Consider the following 19558-nt stretch of genomic DNA (forward strand, 5'->3'; position numbering starts at 1 on the left):
ATCTAAGCGGCCCCTCTTTCGCTAATGTTGACGAGCTGATAAACGCTGGTAGCTTTTACGCCAAGCACTTGCCCTGCACGTGTAGGGCTAAGCTCGCCGTTGCTTATAGACCTACGCACAAGGCTGATAAGCGCATTACCTAGATGAAACCTTTGAACGACATAATAGTTTGGACCACCGGGCTTATCAGATCGCCGGATCTTTGATTCTTCCTTTTGTCTCTTCCGATCCTCCCGCCATTCCTGAAAAATTCGATCCGTCACGGAACGCCAAACTTTTTCGCTTATCGTACCTCTACGAAAAAGACGATAAAAAACCAGTGCACGACTAACATTTGCATTTCTCGCAACTTTTCCAGCAAAGCTAATCAGATCTGCTTCGTCAGCGAAACTATCGGCATCAATCTCGTCCTCAGAAAGAAGAATTGCAGTCGCAACATCATTGCAGTATTTCTCGATCCCTGACTCAATCGGGCCGCCACTAATCCCAGACTGACCAAGCCAAATGTGCGCGAGTTCGTGTAGCAGTGTAAAAGACCAAGCTGCACGAGCATCTTGATCATTAATTACGACAAACGGCGCAATGGCATCGGATATAGCAAAACCGCGAAAGACCTTTGGATCAATATTCGTATGATGTGTGCCGAGATTTCCCAAAAGAAGAACATAGACACCGGCACCTTCTACGCATGAGCGCAAATAGCGGAATGCATCATCAATTTCACCTTTGCGAAATGTCGCTCTGTCGAAAGCGATACTTTGAATAATGATATCTGCCAACTCCAAGGGTGGCGTCTTCATTGTCTCGCTGGCGACAAAACCAAGAGGCTTAACGTCTTCGTCATCTTCCAATACGCTTCTCACAAGCGACTGACGACTCCGCACGTTCCGAACCAATGCATCAATGGTTGGAGCGTCCTCCCGACGCTGATCTTCCGGAAGAGTTCGAAAGTCGCTACCCCTCTCGCCGGTGCGAGGAGGCTCAGCTAAGTAGAAGGACAAGAGAGGACGATGGTATTGCTGGCTCATCTTCGCTAGCAACGCATCGCTCGGCTCTTTCTGCCCAGACTCGAAGCACTCAAGCTTTTCAACTGCAGAAACTGACTTTCCACTGCTTAGCCCCAGCTTTCGGGCAGCCGTAGCTAGATCTAGGCCCGCAGTTTCACGCGCCCAAACAAGAACTCTTGGATTGACTACTTCTCGGTCCATGGGAACCAAATTACCCCATATGCACAGGGAAGCCTAACGATGGGCAGAACGTGGGCAAGAATACTTTTACGTCGTCTCAAGAGCTGAGCGACCTCTGCTCTTGATTTGATCAAATCTTAGTTCATCACCTAAGCGAGCTATCTCGATCTTATGCAGAAAAAGCGAGAGCGGCATCGCTGCCGCTCTCAACAAGTCAACGAGGTGCTTCACTATTCACCCGCACTTCGAATACCCACAATTCAAACAAGTCTGACACCCATCCATCAGCACCAGCGCCTGCGTATTGCACTTGGCACACAGCGTGGCGCCCGGCGGAAAACCGGCAGCGTTCAGCTTCGGCTTGTTGTCGCTGGTGCTGGCTGACGCAGCAGCGGTGGCGGCCGGCGCCACAACTACCTCAGCGTTTTTTTTTGCGCTGGCCGCCTCGTAGGCGGCGCGCTTGTCGGCGATGAGCTGGCGGGTGGATTCGTCCATCTCGGGGTCGTGGATCATGCCGATGTTTTTCATGTGCTGCTCCACCACCGAGCCGATCTCGGCGACGATGCTGGGCATGTAGACGCCGCCGGACTTGAAGTAGCCGCCGCGCGGGTCGAAGACGGCCTTCATCTCTTCGACCAGGAAAGTGACGTCGCCGCCCTTGCGGAACACGGCGGACATGATGCGGGTGAGCGCCACGATCCACTGGAAATGGTCCATGTTTTTCGAGTTGATGAAGATCTCGAACGGGCGGCGCTGCTCGTGCGGCGTGCCGGCATTGAGCACGATGTCGTTGATGGTGACGTAGAGCGCGTGCTCGAACAGCGGCGACTTGATCTTGAAGGTGGAACCGACAAGGGTGTCGGGACGCTCCACGCTTTCGTGCATCTGGATCACTTCGGCCATCGGCGGCTCTTTGGCAGCGGCCGGCGCAGCAACCGCTGGCGCGGCAACCTTGTCTTCGGGTTTGACCACGTTGTAGCCGGTGATCTTTTTGTCGATTTTGGTCGCCATGATGTTCTTCTGTATTGGGGCGTTATGGAGATAGATATGGTGCTTGCGGGCAGCCAATGAAAGGCGCCTGGCGGTGTTGCTGGCTCACGCGGCGCGGTGGCGCGGAGGGTGTGGCCTGGTGAAAAAGCACCCGGCCCGGCGGGCGGCCGGACCGGATGCGGTAGGGCTTACTTCTTTTTTGCAGCGGCTTTCTTGGCGGCGGACTTTTTTGGAGCTGTCTTGGCTGCCTTGACGGCCACTTTCTTGTTTACACCTTTTACGGTGCTGGCAGTGGACCTTTTCACCGTCTTGGCGACGGCTTTCTTACTGGCACCTTTCTTGGTGCTTGCACCTTTCTTGGTGCTGGCGGCTTTCTTGACGGCCACCTTCTTTGGCGCGGCTTTCTTGCTAGCCGACTTTTTGCTGCTGACCTTCTTTACGACCTTGGCGGCGAACTTCTTGACCGCCTTGGCTGCTTTCTTTTCCGCGGCCGTGACTTTCTTGACGACCTTGGCGAGGGTTTTCTTGACCGACGACTTTTTCGCGGCGGATTTTTTCGCCGGGGCCTTTTTGGCGGCGGCTTTCTTGGCGACCTTTTTCACTGCGACTTTCTTGGCCACTTTCTTTACGGCCTTCTTCACCACTTTCTTGGTGGCGACTTTTTTGGCCGCAGCCTTCTTGGCGACTTTCTTTACCGCTTTTTTGGCAGCGGCTTTCTTCGGCGCAACCTTTTTGGCAGCCGCCTTTTTCGGGGCGGCTTTCTTGGCCGCAGGCTTTGCAGGCGCGGCTTCTTTCACAACGGCCTTGGCCGCTTTCTTGGCCGGCGCCTTTTTGGCTTTCGGCTTTTCGACAGCGACCGCCGGAGCCGGTGTGGGCTCGGGTGCGGGCGCCGGTGCTGGCATCTCGACGACAACCGGTGCTTCCGTGACGGGCGGTGTGAGTGTGTTGGTTTCTACTTCGGTGTCGATGGACATGGTGGGTTCCCCTCCGATAAACGACGTTGATTTATCGCACGCAGGACGCGTGCGATGTGTCAGAACTTGCCGTAATAACCTTCCTTCAAGGCATCGAAGAGGTTGGCGGCGGAATGCATTTCGCCGTCGTACTCCACTTGCTCGTTGCCTTTCAGTTCGACAACGCTACCGTCTTCCAACTCGAAGCGGTAGAGGGTGTTTTCCAGATCGGCTTCCTTGACCAGCACACCCTGGAAAGCGGCGGGGTTGAAGCGGAAGGTGGTGCATCCTTTCAGGCCTTGTTTATAGGCGTAGAAATAGATGTCCTTGAAATCTTCGTAGGGATAATCGGTGGGCACGTTGGCGGTTTTGGAGATCGACGAGTCGATCCACTTTTGCGACGCGGCCTGGATGTCGACGTGCTCTTTCGGGCTGATGTCGTCGGCGGCAACGAAGTACTCGGGCAGCTTGTTGGCCGGCTCGTCGGTGAAGGGCAGCGCGTCGGCGTTGATGAGCGCGCGATAGGCGAGCAGCTCGTAGCTGTACACCTCGACCTTCTCTTTCGACTTTTTGCCTTCGCGGATCACGTTGCGCGAGTAGTGGTGCGCAAAGCTCGGCTCGATACCGTTGCTGGCGTTGTTGGCCAGCGACAGCGAGATGGTGCCTGTGGGCGCGATGGAGCTGTGGTGGGTGAAGCGCGCGCCGGTGTCGGCCAGCTCGGCGACCAGGTGCGGCGCCACTTCGGCAATGCGCTGCATGTAGCGGCTGTACCTGGCGTGCAGCACGCGGCCGGGGATGCTGTCGCCGACCTTGTAGCCGTCGGCGGCCATCTCGGGGCGCTTGCGCAGCATCTCGCCGGTGACGGTGAAGTCCTTGGCCAGAATCGGCGCGGGGCCTTTTTCCTTGGCGAGTTCCAGCGCGACTTCCCAGCCGGCCACGGCCATTTCGCGCGAGACGTCTTCAGTGAAGGCAACCGCTTCGGCCGTGCCGTAGCGATGCTTGAGCATGGTCAGCGTGGAGCCCAGACCGAGGAAACCCATGCCGTGGCGGCGCTTGGATTCGATTTCGTTGCGCTGCTGCGGCAGCGGCAGGCCGTTGATCTCGACCACGTTGTCGAGCATGCGGGTGAACACCTTCACCACCTCGCGATACTCGTCCCAGTCGAAGCGCGCCTTGGGGCCGAACGGATCGCGCACGAAGGTGGTGAGGTTGATCGAGCCGAGCAGGCAGGAGCCGTACGGCGGTAACGGTTGCTCACCACACTGCCCGGTGACCAGACCATTGAAGATCACTGCGTTATGGTCGGGCTGAGTGGTGTCATAGACGGCTTCTTCACCGACGAACTCGATGCTGGCAATGCGCGAAGTAAACCGCTGCGTCTTGAGCAGTGCCTTGCCTTCGCGCCAATCGAGGTAGCGCTGATTCTTGGTAGGTAACAAAAAGCCTACTTCATCCATGAAGTGCTCGCGCGATTCGCCGTCGATGATCAGCTCGTGGTCGGCGGCGCATTCGTAATTGCGCAGACCACCATCACCATCGGGCAGCTTGCGCATTCCCGCGGCACGACGCTTCTTGATGCGACAGAACACGCCGAGGTTGGCCAGCAGCATCTGCACGTCCTTGAGCAGATCGGGCTGGCTGGACGCCAAGCGCACCGAGCAGCTCAAGCTGGCGCCGGACACATTGACCGTGCCATCGCACTGGAACAGGGCGCGCAGATAGGTTTTGACGCACTGCTCGCTGCCACGCCAGATCACTTCCGGCACACGCAGCTTGGTGGCTGCGCTGAAACCGTAATGCTCAAGCTGCCGTGCCAGCAGCACGGAACGGATAAAGACCTGGTTGCGCTCGGGAACCGCCACTGGCGACACCTTGTACTGGCGCAGATCGCCCTGTGCGGTGTGCGCAATCAAGCCGTTGATGACAGTCGCGACGCGGTCGGCCAGCGCACGCTCCTCACCCCACAGGCTGATGATGGCGGCCTGCTGATCTTTGCCGCGATTGGTGAAGTGGCCGTCTCCGGCAATCAGGCCCAATAACAAACCGAGATCTTCACTACCCTGATTGCCGAACTGACCCTTGCCGGATTGCACCAGCAAACGATCGCCAACGGCGAGTTCGCGCAGCTTGATCTTGCCGCGCTCGGTGTAGAAATCGTGCCACTCGGTGGCCTTGATTTCGTAGCCGTCTTCCGTCACCACGCGATATACCGGCGCGCGCGGCGCCGTCATGAAGGCGGGTTTGGCCGGTCGCGTCTCAACGCCGCGGCCTTCGAGTTCCAGCGAACGGCGATCGACCGACACTTCAAGCGGCGCGCGATTGGCATAAAGCTCGCCGATCGGCACCATGCCGAACTGGGTGGCTAGTCGCGTGTCGGCAGTGACGCACGGGTTGGTCGCGCGGATGTGCTCGCACCACCAGTTGTTGTTCATCTCGTTGACCTTGTCGATCAGGATGAAACCCGGCTCGGCGAAGTCGTAGGTGGACACCATGATCATGTCCCACAGGTGCCGCGCGCGCATGGTGCTGTAAATCTTGCAGGCGACCAGGCCGTCTTCGCGATCGATGTAGTTTTCGTGCGTGGGCCACTCGCGCCAGACGACCTTGCTCGGGTCGTCGAGATCGATCTCGTTCTTTTCCTTGACGTGGACCGGATAGACCAGCGGCCAGTCCTGGTCTTTTTCTACCGCGTCCATGAAGCCGTCGGTGATCAGCAGCGACAAATTGAACTGGCGCAGGCGGCCGTCCTCGCGCTTGGCGCGGATGAACTCTTTCGCGTCCGGATGGCTGATGTCGAACGTGCCCATCTGCGCGCCGCGACGGCCGCCGGCGGAGGACACGGTGAAACACATCTTGTCGTAGATATCCATGAACGACAGCGGGCCGCTGGTGTATGCACCGGCGCCCGACACATACGCACCGCGCGGACGCAGCGTGGAAAATTCATAGCCGATGCCGCAGCCGGCCTTCAGCGTGAGGCCGGCTTCGTGCACCTTCTCCAGGATGTCGTCCATCGAATCGCGGATGGTGCCGGAGACGGTGCAGTTGATCGTGCTGGTGGCCGGCTTGTGCGCGAGCGCGCCGGCGTTGGAGGTGATGCGGCCGGCGGGAATCGCCCCGCGGCGCAGGGCCCACAAAAATTTTTCGTACCAGAGGCCGCGCAGCTCGTCGCTGACCTCGACGTCGGACAGCGCGCGGGCGACGCGCTGGTAGGTCTCGTCGATGGTGCCATCGACCGGCTCGCCGGACTTGGCCTTGAGGCGATACTTTTTGTCCCAGATGTCCAGCGAGGCTGGCTGCAGCGGAATCTCCACGGCATCGCGGCCGCTGGATGGGTTTGTGGCTGGGGCACGCACTGTGCTCATCGGCTTGCTTACTCCGGTCATGGCCTTGGCGGCGCGGTGACTTTTATTCGAATGATTTGTCGTGCTGCGGCGGCGAATATCCGGGCGCCAGCCACAGCGTATGGCTGCGGTTCTACGACGGCGGCAGCGTCGGAAGGATTGCCCTGCAACCCGCCCGACGCTAGCGTTCCACGACAACGACTCCCCCAAACCGTTTGACGTTCGACACCACAACTTGTTTTAACCTTGGAGGCGGAACACAAGATGTTGTGGTCGCCATCGTCGAGTGAAGTTACCCCCGACGCCGGTCGATGTAAAGTGTTTGTGCACGTAATTTCACAACTCCGTCGCCGCAAGGAACCGCCGCCGCCAGCGTGGGTCGAAGCTGGGCTGCGCTCCGCGCGGTGTTTCACGTTTTCGCTGATTTTTATCGCTGCCCTGCCACGCTACTTTGAGGAGGAACCATGTCGCTGCGCCCGTCCCGCTTTCTGTTTCTGCTGACCGCGACATTTGCCGCCGCTGCCCTGGGCGGCGTACCCGCCGCCGCGCGCGCCGCGATGCCGCCGGCAGTCGACGGCCAGGCGATGCCTTCGCTGGCGCCGATGCTGCAGCGGGTGACACCGGCGGTGGTGAACATCTCCACCAAAAAGCGCGTGCGCGTGCAGAGCCCGTATTTCGACGACCCGGTGGTGCGCCAGCTGTTCGGTCTGCCCGGCGGCTCTGACGAGCGCGTGGAGCAGAGCCTGGGCTCAGGCGTGATCGTGAATGCGGCCAAGGGTTACGTGCTGACCAACAACCATGTCGTCGGCGGCGCCGACGACATCAGCGTGACGCTGCAGGACGGACGCACGTTCAAGGGCAAACGCGTCGGCACCGATCCGGATACCGACGTGGCGGTGGTGCAGATTCCGGCCGATCATCTGCAGGCGCTGCCGCTGGCCGATTCCAACCAGCTGCGCGTGGGCGACTATGTGGTGGCGGTGGGCAACCCGTTCGGCCTGGGGCAGACGGTGACCTCGGGCATCGTCTCGGCACTGGGCCGCTCGGGCCTGGGCAGCAGCAGTTCGGGCGGCTCGGGCTTTCAGAATTTCATCCAGACCGACGCCTCGATCAACCCGGGCAACTCCGGCGGCGCACTGGTAAACCTGCGCGGCGAGCTGGTCGGCATCAACACGATGATTTTTTCGCCGTCGGGCGGCAACGTCGGCATCGGCTTTGCGGTGCCCACGGCGATCACCAGCGAGGTGATGGCGCAGTTGCTGGCGCACGGCAAGGTGGAGCGCGGCAACCTCGGCCTGCAGACGCAGGCGATCACGCCGCGCATCGCCAAGCTGCTTTCGCTCAAGGACACCAACGGCGTGGTGGTGACCGGCGTCAGCGCCGGCTCGGCCGCCGAACAGGCCGGTCTGCAGCCGGGCGACGTGCTGACCACGCTGGACGGCAAGCCGCTGCGCAGCGTGGAAGAGCTGCGCAATACCGAAGGCCTGCTGCCGCTGGGCAGCAGCGTGCGGCTCGGCGTAGTGCGCGACGGCCAGAGCAGCGTCGTCACCGCCACGCTGCGCGCCGAAAAACTCAGCAGCGTCGAAGGCGGCCAGCTCGATGCGCGGCTGGCCGGCGTCAGCTTCAGCGACCTCACCGACAGTCAGCGCGAGCAAGGCATGTTCGGCGCCGCAGTGGCCGCGGTGCAGCCAGGCAGCCGCGCCGCGCGCGCCGGATTGACCACCGACGATATCGTGGTCGGTATCGGCAATCAGCGCATTCCCAGCGTGAGCGTGCTGCGCGGGCTGGCGAAGGTGCGGCTGCGCCAGCTGGTGCTGATCGTGGCGCACGCCGACGGCAGCAATCGCTATGTGGTCATCGATTAAGACGATCGGCCCGATGCGGTACCGCCGACACACGGCCGTACCGCATCGACGATCGCGCGCGTCGCGCCGGGCTCTTCACCTATCGAACGGGTGCTGGATGCCTTATCTGAACATAAACTCATGAAAGCGCTTGATGTTTAGCGTTCAGGCCGATGAAATACCCTGTCAGTTGTACACCTATACGCGCCGGCAAGGCGCCATACTCTCGCCACTTATCTATCGGGGTTGTCCACCACATGTCATTTCGTCTTGCCCGCCTGCTGTCGGTCACCCTGATCGGGGCCTGCCTAGCCACCTCCGCCTTTGCCGCCAAGACCACGCATACGAAGTCGCATGCCAAAGCCGCCGCCGCGAAAGGCCCGAGCCTGATCTGGCGCGGCGACGTCGCCACGGCGCAGGGCGTGGTCGATGAAGTGGCGCAGGCATGGGAGAAAGCCGGCCACGGCACGATCGAGCTGCAGCCGTTCAATACGGCCTCCGGCATCGATGCGGTGGCGACCGGCACGGCGGATCTCGCCGGCAGCGCGCGCCCCAGCGACGGCAGCTCGCAGAACACCGATCTGGTCTTTACCCCGGTCGCCTGGGACGCGCTGGTGATGGTGACCAACCCGGCCAACCCGGTGCACAGCCTTACGCTGAAGCAGCTGCACGATATCTACTTCGGCAAGATCACCAACTGGAGCGACGTGGGCGGCAGCAACGCGCCGATCGATCTGTACGCGGTGGCCAGCCCCGGCGACGGCGTGGAATACAGCCTGCGCACGCTGCTGTTCGGTCGCGGCAACCAGCCGGTGGCCGCGCCGCGCCTGTACGTCAACACGCACAAGCTGGAAGAAGGCGTGGGCCTGAACCCGAACGGCCTGGGCGTAGCGACGATGGCCGATGCGGCATCGAACCCCAAGCTGAAGATGATTCCGATCAACGGCATCGCGCCGACGGCATCCACCGTGGGCAACGGCAGCTACGTGCTGTTCACTCCGCTGTACCTGGTGACCAACCCGCGCAATCCGAAAGCCGCCGACGTCACCGCGTTCATCGACTTTCTTTCGACCGATGCGGCCAAGGCCGCGATGCGTCGCCACGGCGTGGTGCCGTTCAGCGACGGGTCCGCACTCGCCGCGGTGGACGTGAGCCGCCGCAGCGCGATTCTCGCCGAGACCGGCGGTCACGCCAGCCACATTGCGCCGGTTACCGTGCCGAGCTCGACGCCGGCCGCCAGCGAAGCCTCGCGCGTGGCCGTGGCCTCGGCCGTTGCGGGAACGCTCGTTGCCGGCAAGGGCAAGGAAGTTGCCGCCGCCAGCGACAAGAGCCAGATCACCGGCGTCAAGGGCAGCGTCGCCGCGGTGGCCGTCACCAGTTTTGCGCACGTCAAGGGTTCGGTGCTGGCATCGAAGAAATCGAAGGCCGAAAAGCACGCCGCCAAGACCGCCGACGAAGCCGCACCGGCCAAGAGCAGTGCGAAGAAAGAAAGCGTGGCGCAGGCCAAGAGCACGAAGAGCGCGGGCGAAACCGGCAAGACCTATACCGTGGCCAAGGGCGACACGCTGTTCTCGATCGCCAGAAAGCATTCGGTCGAAGTGGCGCAGCTGCGCGACTGGAATCATCTGAAAGACAACAACGTCAAGCTCGGCCAGACGCTGCGCGTCGGCAGCCGCTGATCGTCTCGCGCCTGATCGCATCGCCCTGAATCCAGCAACGTGCGGATACTCGCCCTCACGCTGGATCTCGACGACACGCTGTGGCCGGTGCTGCCCGCACTGGAGCGCGCCGACCACGCCGTCGACGCGTGGCTGCAGCAGCATCACCCCGATGTCGCTCGCGCATGGCCGGTACCGGCCATGCGCGAGCTGCGGGCCAAGGTCGCTGTCGATCGACCCGACCTGGCGCACGATTTCAGTACACAGCGTCAGCTCACGCTGGAACACGCGTTCGCCAGCTGCGGTATCGCCAGCGCACCGGTCGACACGCTGTGGGAAATCTATTTCGCCGCGCGCAACAGCGTGGAATTTTATCCGGACAGCCTGGCGGCGCTCGCGCGGCTCAACGCGCGCTGGCCGATCGCCAGCCTGACCAACGGCAATGCCGACCTGGAACGCGTCGGCATCCATAAACATTTCGACCACCACGTCAGCGCGCGCAACACCGGTGCCGCCAAACCCGATCCGCGCATTTTTCTCGCCGCCGCCAAGCTGTTGGGCGTGGCGCCGGAAAACATTCTGCACATCGGCGACGACGCGCAGCTCGACGTGGTCGGCGCGCGCGAGGCCGGCATGCGCACCGCCTGGATCAATCGCCATCGCCTGCCGTGGCCAGCGAATCTGGGCGACGCACCCGACCTGGATTTGCCTGACATGACGGCGCTGGCGCACTGGCTGGAAACACGCCATCCCACCGCATAGTCAGCGCGGCGCAAAGCGGGCATGATGGGCGGTGGACTGAGGTGGAAACGGCGCGGTCCGCTCCCACGAGAGACAGAGGAAATCGCATGCCAGCCCTGATCGAACGCAACGCCAGCGCACGCCACAGCATCGCCCTTGAAACCGTCGACGCGACACATCTGGCCGCCGTGCGCAAACGCCTGACCGCGCCGCAGCGCCGCGCGCTGGACGACAGCGGATTCATCGCCGCCCCCGGCACGTTCGCCTTGATCAACGACGCCAGCGGCAAGCTGGTGCGCGTACTGGCCGGCGTGTCGGCCGGCGATTCCTTCGGCGCGCTGAGCGGACTGCCGGTCACCCTGCCTGAAGCGACCTATCACCTGGCCGACGAAAGCGTGCTGGCCGATCCTCGGCAGGCGGCGCTGGGCTGGGCCTTCGGCGCTTATCAGTTCACCCGCTATCGCCGGGCCAAACGCGCGCCGGCGACGCTCGCGGTGGCGGCGGACGATCTGAAAAAACTGCAGCCGCTGATCGAGGCCACCGCGCTGGTGCGCGACCTGGTCAACACGCCGACCGAGGACATGGGCCCGCCGCATCTCGCCGCGGCGATCAAGCAGCTCGGCAAGACGCACAAGGCCAGCGTGCGCGAGTGGGTCGGCGACGAGCTGCTGAAGGCCAACTTCCCCACCCTGCACGCGGCCGGTCGCGCCAGCTATCGCGAGCCAAGGCTGATCGAACTGTCGTGGGGCAAGGCATCGCATCCGAAAATCGTGGTGGTCGGCAAGGGCGTGTGTTTCGACACCGGCGGGCTGAACATCAAGACCGGCGACGGCATGCGCTGGATGAAAAAAGACATGGGCGGCGCCGCGCACGCGATCGCGCTGGCCGGCCTGATCATGCAGGCGAAACTGCCGGTGCGTCTGACCCTGCTGGTATCGGCGGTGGAGAATGCGGTATCCGGCAGCGCGATTCGCCCGGGCGACGTGATTACCACGCGCTCCGGCATCACCGTGGAGATCGACAATACCGATGCCGAGGGCCGGCTCGTGCTGTGCGACGCACTCACCTACGGTGCGGAACAGAAGCCCGACCTGATGCTGAATTTCGCCACGCTCACGGGTGCCGCGCGCGTCGCGCTGGGCCCCGATCTGCCGGCGCTGTTTGCCAACGACGACGCACTGTCGGCCGACATGGTGAAAGCCAGCCGCGCAGTGAACGATCCGGTGTGGCCGATGCCGCTGTGGGCGCCGTACCGCAAGCTGCTCGATTCGCACGTGGCCGATCTGGTCAACTCCGCGCCGTCGCGACATGCCGGCGCGATTACCGCCGCGCTGTATCTGGAGCGCTTCGTACCCAGCGCCATTCCCTGGATGCATCTGGATACCTACGCGTGGAACGACGCGGACCGCCCGGGTCGTCCGCGCGGCGGCGAGGCGATGGGGCTGCGCGCCGTGTTCGAGGTATTGCAACAACGCTATCCCCGCTAAACGAACCTTGATGCAATAACAGAACGGCGCCTTTCGGCGCCGTTTTTTGTGGCGGCTGACACCTGCAATATCATGCGTTTTTAGACCGCCGCCCCGGCGCCGATCGCGCCGACCCACATTGTCGCTTCGCGGCAATTTTCCGCACCTATCGGGTCAAGCCTCTTAGTCATACAGCGTTTCTTTTTTGGCCCACGAATGCTGCGGCGCAAAATTAATTTGGCGAATGGTCTTTTCTTGCGATCATCTTTCTGTAACAGTCGGGGCGTAGGCAAGGTCTTGCGACGCTGAGCTGGCGAGGCTCCCTATCGGGCAGCGACGGCCGACGCCGTTTTCGCAGGGGGCGCAGGGAGCCCACACGAATGGCTGGGCAACAACGGCAGTAGCAGGCACGGGGGTGTCTGCGCTGGGTAAACGGATGCTTTTTCGCATCAAGCGCTGAGGATCGGGAGGTAGCGACGCAGCGCTCTACTTCAAAGGGGAAAACACATGAAGAACGACTTGAATCATCTGTCCATGGCAGTGCGTCTGGCTTTGACGGTAGGTGTTTTCTCGATGGCCGGTGCGGTCAATGCGCAGGATGCCGCCGCCAGCACCGCTACGTCGACCAGCAGCAGCCAGACGCCGCCCGAGGCGGCATCCAAGGACAAGGCGAAGAACCTGCAGGCGGTGTCGGTGACCGGCTCGCTGATTCGCCGCGTCGATAGCGAAACCGCCAGCCCGGTGGTGACGATCGATCGGACCAATATCGCGGCCTCCGGCAAGCTCACCCTGGGCGACGTGCTGCAGCAGCTGCCGAGCATTTCGGGCAACGCCACCAACACCCAGAACAACAGCAACGGCGGCGGCGGCGCCAGCCCCACGCTGGAAGGCGGCGACGGCGCGGCACGCGTGTCGCTGCGCGGCCTCGGGGTGAACCGCACGCTGGTATTGATCGACGGCCAGCGCATGGCCAACCAGGATCTCAACATGATCCCGCAGAGCATGATCGAGCGCGTCGAGGTGCTGGCCGAGGGCGCGTCGACCGTCTACGGCTCCGATGCGATCGCCGGCGTGGTCAACTTTATTCTGCGCAAGGACTACAAGGGCGCCGAGGTCAGCGTCAACGATGGCATTTCCAGCCACGGCGACGGCCAGCGGCACGGTTTCAACCTCACCGGCGGCCTGACCGGCGACAACTACTCGCTCTCCGGCGGCATCGACTACAACAAGTACGACGCCGTGCTCACCACCCGACGCGGGTTCTCGGCGCAGCAGCTGTATCTGTCCAGCGGCGCCGTGTCGGCCGCCGGCTCCAGCAGCGTGCCGACCGGCAAGATCCAGCTGCCGGCGTCGATCATTGCGGCCAACGGCTACGGCTGTGCGATCAATTCCTCCGGCACCGCCCTGGTCACGCGCGATCAGGGCAACGGCTCGAGCGCAGGCGACTACCGTTGTTACCGCGGCGCCCCCGATTCGTACAATTACAACGCCTTCAATGAAATTTCCACGGCACAGGAGCGCACCGACGCCTTCGTGCTGGGCAGCTACAAGTTCACCGACAACCTCACCGGTTTCGTCAACGCGTTCTACAACCACACCCACTCCAGCGGCCAGGATGCACCGGCGCCGACCGGCGTGGGCGACGGCTGGTATGTGCTGGCGAGCAATCCGATCAATCCGTTCGGCGTGACCTTCAGCTCCGGCACCATCGGCGACCCGGCCACCAGCGGCTACGGTTTCAACACGCGACTCACCGGCCTGGGCGCACGCGTGCACACCTTCACCACCGATAACGAACAGATCAACACCGGCCTGCGCGGTGCCTTCGGCGGCAGCAGCTGGACCTGGGACGCCACGCTCGACTACGGCCACGTCAACCGTCAGCAGGTCGACGTCAACGAGGTCAACGTGGCGGACTTCCAGACGGCCATCAACAACGGCGTGAACATTTTTCAGCAGGACGATCCCACGGTGACGGCAGCGTTGAAATCCGGCGTGGATTCGCCGACCTACACCTACGTCAGTACGCTGAAGCAGGCGCAGTTCGACACCAGCGGCGACCTGTGGGATCTGCCCGCCGGCACCATGCAGCTATCGGCCGGCGCGCTGTATCGCCAGCAATCGCTGAACTACACGGTGACCAGCGACGCCGTGCTCGACCCGGCCACCGGCACCTGCCAGGTGCTGGCCGAGGCCTGCGGTTCGCCCGGCCGCGGCAGCTTCAACGTAAAGGAGCTGTACGCCGAATCACTGATTCCGCTGCTCTCGCAGCAGCCGTGGGCGTACTCGTTGAACCTCGATCTGGGCATCCGCTCGTCCGACTACAGCACCACCGGCACCACCACCAACAAGAAGATCGCGATCGAGTACAAGCCGATCCCCGACCTGCTGTTGCGCGGCACGATTTCGCAGGTGTTCCGTGCGCCCAACCTGGACGAACTGTACGACGGCCAGACCATCGGCGGTCCGGTATTGAACGATCCCTGCGTGCATCTCAACGCGGCCGAGCTGGCGTCGCATCCATCGGCCTGTCAGAACGTACCGGTGCAGTGGGCCGGCAACTCGAATGCGCAGGTGACGTCGTACTCCTCCGGCGCGGCGGCGATCGGCTCCTCGCTGAAACCCGAGCAGGGCAAGTCGATCGACTTCGGCCTGGTCTACGATCCCAGCTGGGCACCGGGCCTGTCGACCAGCGTCGACTTCTGGCATATCTACCTGAGCAACCTGCTCACCGCGATTACTGCGCAGACGGTGGTGAACTCGTGCTTCGACAACGCGAGCAGCCCGTACTGCTCGTACATCCATCGCTACGACAACACCAGCCAGCAGCCGGGCCAGGTGCTCTACATCAGCACGCCGGTGGTCAACCTGGGCAACCTCAGCACCAGCGGCATCGACTTCACGCTGAACTACAAAGTCCCGCACTTCGATCTGGGCAGCTACAACCCCGGCAACTTCAAGCTCGGCCTCAACACCACCTACGTGTCCACTTACAACAACAACGCCACGCCGGGGCAGCCGGGCGCGCAGACGGTCAACTACGCCGGAACCTACACGCTGCAGTTCGGCAATATTTCGCACTGGCGCGGCACGCTGACGGCCAACTGGGCGAAGGGCGACTGGAGCGCGCAGTGGCAGGCGCGCTATATCGGCAAGGCGACCAACCGGAACGCAGACGCGGTGACCGGCGCCGATGCGCCACTCGCCTCGATCATCTACCAGTCGCTGCAGCTCGGTTACGAGATACCGTCGATCCACACCAAGTTCGACGTGGGCGTGGACAACCTGTTCGGCAAGATTCCCCCGCTGGTCTATCAGAACGGCGCCAACTACAACGTCGACACCGCGACCTACGACACGCTCGGCCGCTATTACTGGGCGCGCGCTACGGTCAAGTTCTGATGCGGATGCCGTTTATCGGACCGCAGGCTCGGGCCTGACTTTCCATCCCGGCATGCAGAGGGCCGCGAAGACCATCGCGGCCCTCTGCATAATGGGCCCACGAGAGCCATCGATCGAGCACGCATGTCCAACCCAAGCGATGAACTGGCCGCACGCATGGCCGCGGCCTACAACGCCGGCGAGATGGCGCAGGTCGTCGCGCTCGGCGAACAGGCCGCGGCAGGCGATTCGACCGGCGAATTCATCGCACTGCTGCTGGGTTCCGCACAGCAGGCGACGGGCCGTATGGATGAGGCCATCGAGACGTTTAGCCGGCTATCGCAGCAGCACCCTGCCGTGTCGGCGTACTGGAACAATCTGGCGGTGGTCCGCCGGCAGCGCGGCGATCTGGACGCCGCCGAACAGGCTTTTCTGACGGCACAATCGCTGGCGCCGGACGATGCCGACGTGCGCTACAACCTCGGCCTGCTCTACACCCAGCAGCGACGCTGGCCGTTCGCACGCCAGAGCCTGATGGATGCGGTGGCGCTGGCGCCGGCGTTTATCGAAGCCCGACTGCAGGCCGCGCACGCGTGCTACGTGTGCGGCGACAACACAGGCCAGGAAGCGATGCTGGCCGGAGCGGCGCACTGGCCGGCGCAGCCGGCCGAACAGGCGCTGATGCTGGCGGCGATGCTGTCGGTGCAGGGCGATCTGCCGGCCGCGTTCGACGCACTGGCACGCGCGCAGCTGCCGGACGGACTCGACGGTCATGCGATGCGGCTGCGTATTGTCGCGCGACGGATCGCGCTGCTCGAACGCAGCAATCAGATGCCCGTCGCGCTGCGCGAACTGCAGCAGTTGCCGCTGGCCACACTCGATGCCTTGCCGCCCGACGATGCGCGCACGCGCGCGGAAGGCTGGGCGGCGCACGCTGCATTGGCCTTGCGCGCGGCCGACTACGCCGAGGCCGCCGATTTTTATCGGCGCATCGCTGCGCTTCGCGTCGACGACGAAAGCGTGGCCGCGGCGAACTTCGGCCTGGCCGCGGCGTACGACAAGGTCGGCATGTCGCGCGAATCGTGGGCGGCGGCGTCTGCGGCACACGCCGCGCAGCTGAGCATCGCGCGCGACGTCGTACCGGAACTGCTGGCGCCGGACAGCCAGCCGCTGGCGATGAGCGGCCACATCGTCAGCCGCGCCACGTACGAGGCATGGACGCCGCTGGCCGCGCCGCCCGCCGAACGCAGCCCGATTTTCGTGGTCGGCTTTCCGCGTTCGGGCACTACGCTGCTGGAGCAGATGATCGACGCGCATGCGGACTTTCGTTCGATGGACGAGCGCGCGTTTATTCACGAGCTGACCGAAGGCATGGCGCTGGTCGGCCAGCGCTATCCGGAGGATCTGGCCCGTCTTGACCAGACGGACGCGGACCATCTGCGTGCGGCGTATTTCCGCATGGTCGCCGACGTGTTGCCCGATCTCGGCACGCGCCGGCTGGTCGACAAGAATCCGCTGAACATGCTGTGCCTGCCGATGATCATGCGGCTGTTTCCCGAGGCGCGCATCATTCTCTGCCTGCGCCACCCGTGCGATGTGCTGCTGAGCTGCAGCATGCAGCCGTTCCGCTCGCCGGCCTTTATGCTGCTGTGCTCGTCGCTGCAGCGACTGGCACACGGCTACGTGCAGGCGTTCGAGCAGTGGCACCGGCACGTCGAGACGTTCTCGCCGCGCGTGCTGGAATGGCGCTACGAATCCGTGGTCAGCCAGTTCGACGATCACGTCGCGCGGCTGGGTCGGTTTCTCGACGTCGCCGACGCGTCGTCGATGGCGCGCTTCGCCGAGCACGCGCGCGCCAAGCGCTACATCAGCACGCCGAGCTACGCGCAGGTGACCCAGGGCATCCACCGCAAGGCAGTCGACCGCTGGCACGCCTACCGGGAGGCTTTCGCGCCCGTGCTGCCGATGCTGCGACCGATGATGGAAAAACTCGGCTACGACGATTAGCGCGTCGCCTCCGCTTTCGGAGGTATTGGCACAGACATGTGGCATGACTTCCGGCGTTTTCCCAAAACATTTCGATCTTGCATGCTGCCGTTTCGACCTGACGGAGAAAACCACCATGGCGCATCGCCTGACACCGCTGGCCTTCGGTCTACTGCTGGGCCTGGCAGGCTGCAGCAGCCTGCCGCCTGCCAAACCGACGCCAGCGCCGGCATTGACGCCGCAAACCCTGAGCTCCGGCGGCATCATGCCGGTCGAGCAGTCGCGCATGAACTTCGATCACGCGCAGCTGCACTTTACGGTGAACCCGGCGCAGCAGAGCATCGATGCGAATGCCGTACTGACGTTCACCGCGAAGTCGAACATCGACACGCTGCTGCTGGATCTGGACCGCAATCTGCCGATCAGCCGCATCACGCTGGACGGCCGCGCGGTCGCTGCAGCCGACTGGAGCAATCCGGACGGGCGGTTGCGCATCCACCTGCCGGCCACCGTTGCTGCCGGCGGCCGCGTGCAGGTGGCGATTGCCTATGGCGGTAAACCGCACGTGGCGAAGAAGGCGCCGTGGGATGGCGGCTTCGTGTGGAGTCACACGCCCGACGGCAAGCCGTGGGTGGCCAGCGCGGTGGAAGGCGAAGGCTGCGACCTGTTCTGGCCGTGCATCGATCAGACCGAAGGCGAACCCGATCTGGTGGATACCTACATCACCGTGTCGAAGGATCTGGTCGCGCCCGGCAACGGCAGGCTGATCGGCATCACCGACGAGGGCGACAAGCACACCTATCACTGGCGCGCCAAGCATCCCAACACCTACGCCATCTCGATCAACGTCGGCCCGTTCAAGCTGCTGCAGGCCAATTACGCCAGCCGCTACGGCAACACCATTGCGATGCAGTTCTGGTATCTGCCCGGCCAGGAAAAGCAGGCACAGACGCTGTTCGAGGAATTTCCGCACATGCTGGATTTCTTCGAGCAGCAGATCGGACCCTACCCCTTCGGCGATGAAAAAATGGGCGTGGTGGAAACGCCGCATCTGGGCATGGAGCATCAGACCATCAACGCCTACGGCAACGGCTTTGCGAAGGACGGCTACGGCTTCGACTGGCTGCTGCAGCACGAGTTTTCGCACGAGTGGTTCGGCAACCAGGTAACCAACGCCGACTGGGACGACATGTGGCTGCACGAGGGCTTCGGCACTTACATGCAGCCGCTGTACGGCCACTACCTCTACGGCGACATGCCGTACTTCGCCATGCTGCAGACCGAGCGCCAGGCGCTGAAGAACACGTACCCGATCGTGGCCGGCCACAGCCAGACCGAGGACCAGGTCTATGACGACGCGCACGGGCCCGGCAACGACATCTACTTCAAGGGTTCGCTGATGCTGCACTCGCTGCGCCAGCTGATCGGCGACCGCGATTTTTTCGCCAGCATCCGCCTGCTGGTGTACGGGCGCAGCGATCCGAAACCCGGCAACTTCAGCCCGCGCTATGCCAGCACCAAGGACTATATCGACATCGTCAACAAGGTCACCGGCCGCAACCTAAGCTGGTTCTTCAAGGTCTATCTCTACGACGCGGCGCTGCCGCGGCTGGAGGTCGATCGCCATGGCAATATGCTCGATCTGCGCTGGGTCACCGAGCACAACGAGGATTTTCCGATGCCGGTCGAAGTCCAGGTCGGCGAAACATTCCAGACCGTGCCGATGGACGCGCACGGCGCCGGACACCTGGCCGTGCCGGCCGACAGCCTGCTGATCGTCGACCCGCATTCCAAACTGCTGCGCGAGATGCCTCATATCGAGGCGTATCAGGAGTGGATGAAGCAGCAGAAGGCGAGGCACAAGCCGTCGACGTAAACGCTGGTCGCATCGCCAACAAAAAGCCCGGCAAATGCCGTAATGCTGTTCACTTAAGCATTGCATCGTAGCCAAGGCGTCCCAAGAATCCGGCCTTCACCTGTTGAAGGCCGGATTTTTTTGTGTCCCTGC

General features: G+C 62.9%; 11 protein-coding genes. 7 read left to right on the forward strand and 4 right to left on the reverse strand.

The genetic code is table 11. The features are described from left to right. Positions 1-2: 2 nt before the first annotated feature. From HDE78_RS20500 to HDE78_RS20515, 4 genes are all read right to left on the reverse strand, one after another. Positions 3-1208, reverse strand: coding sequence for an XRE family transcriptional regulator (locus HDE78_RS20500; RefSeq protein WP_179483011.1), 1206 nt, complete (start codon positions 1206-1208; stop codon positions 3-5). Positions 1209-1421: 213 nt separating this feature from the next. Further along, positions 1422-2198 (reverse strand): NrdJb, encoded by a 777-nt coding sequence (locus tag HDE78_RS20505; RefSeq protein WP_179483013.1) that lies wholly within the window; start codon positions 2196-2198, stop codon positions 1422-1424. A gap of 167 nt (positions 2199-2365) precedes the next feature. After that, a complete protein-coding gene (locus tag HDE78_RS20510) occupies positions 2366-3151 on the reverse strand; it encodes a hypothetical protein (protein WP_179483015.1) in 786 nt (261 codons plus the stop codon). Between the two features lie 59 nt (positions 3152-3210). After that, positions 3211-6495, reverse strand: coding sequence for an LAGLIDADG family homing endonuclease (locus HDE78_RS20515; protein WP_179483017.1), 3285 nt, complete (start codon positions 6493-6495; stop codon positions 3211-3213). Positions 6496-6938: 443 nt separating this feature from the next. Here HDE78_RS20515 and HDE78_RS20520 point away from each other — a divergent pair, with 443 nt between their 5' ends. The 7 genes from HDE78_RS20520 (at position 6939) to HDE78_RS20550 (ending at position 19426) form a co-directional block, all read left to right on the forward strand. After that, positions 6939-8339: a Do family serine endopeptidase gene (locus HDE78_RS20520; RefSeq protein ID WP_179483019.1), complete on the forward strand. Its 1401-nt coding sequence runs from the start codon at positions 6939-6941 to the stop codon at positions 8337-8339. A gap of 236 nt (positions 8340-8575) precedes the next feature. Further along, positions 8576-9997 carry a substrate-binding domain-containing protein gene (locus HDE78_RS20525; RefSeq protein WP_179483021.1) on the forward strand — a complete coding sequence of 474 codons (1422 nt, stop codon included), beginning with the start codon at positions 8576-8578 and terminating at the stop codon, positions 9995-9997. Positions 9998-10036: 39 nt separating this feature from the next. Continuing rightward, on the forward strand, positions 10037-10738 hold the full coding sequence (locus tag HDE78_RS20530; protein ID WP_179483023.1) for an HAD family hydrolase: 702 nt from the start codon (positions 10037-10039) through the stop codon (positions 10736-10738). A gap of 86 nt (positions 10739-10824) precedes the next feature. Then, positions 10825-12204, forward strand: a complete 1380-nt coding sequence (locus HDE78_RS20535) for a leucyl aminopeptidase family protein (protein ID WP_179483025.1) — start codon at positions 10825-10827, stop codon at positions 12202-12204. Between the two features lie 486 nt (positions 12205-12690). After that, positions 12691-15585: a TonB-dependent receptor gene (locus HDE78_RS20540; RefSeq protein ID WP_179483027.1), complete on the forward strand. Its 2895-nt coding sequence runs from the start codon at positions 12691-12693 to the stop codon at positions 15583-15585. Positions 15586-15708: 123 nt separating this feature from the next. Then, a complete protein-coding gene (locus HDE78_RS20545) occupies positions 15709-17571 on the forward strand; it encodes a sulfotransferase family protein (protein WP_179483029.1) in 1863 nt (620 codons plus the stop codon). Positions 17572-17686: 115 nt separating this feature from the next. After that, positions 17687-19426 (forward strand): M1 family metallopeptidase, encoded by a 1740-nt coding sequence (locus tag HDE78_RS20550; RefSeq protein WP_179483031.1) that lies wholly within the window; start codon positions 17687-17689, stop codon positions 19424-19426. Positions 19427-19558 lie beyond the last annotated feature (132 nt).

The organism is Rhodanobacter sp. K2T2 (assembly GCF_013408815.1).
In the GTDB taxonomy this organism is placed as follows: domain Bacteria; phylum Pseudomonadota; class Gammaproteobacteria; order Xanthomonadales; family Rhodanobacteraceae; genus Rhodanobacter.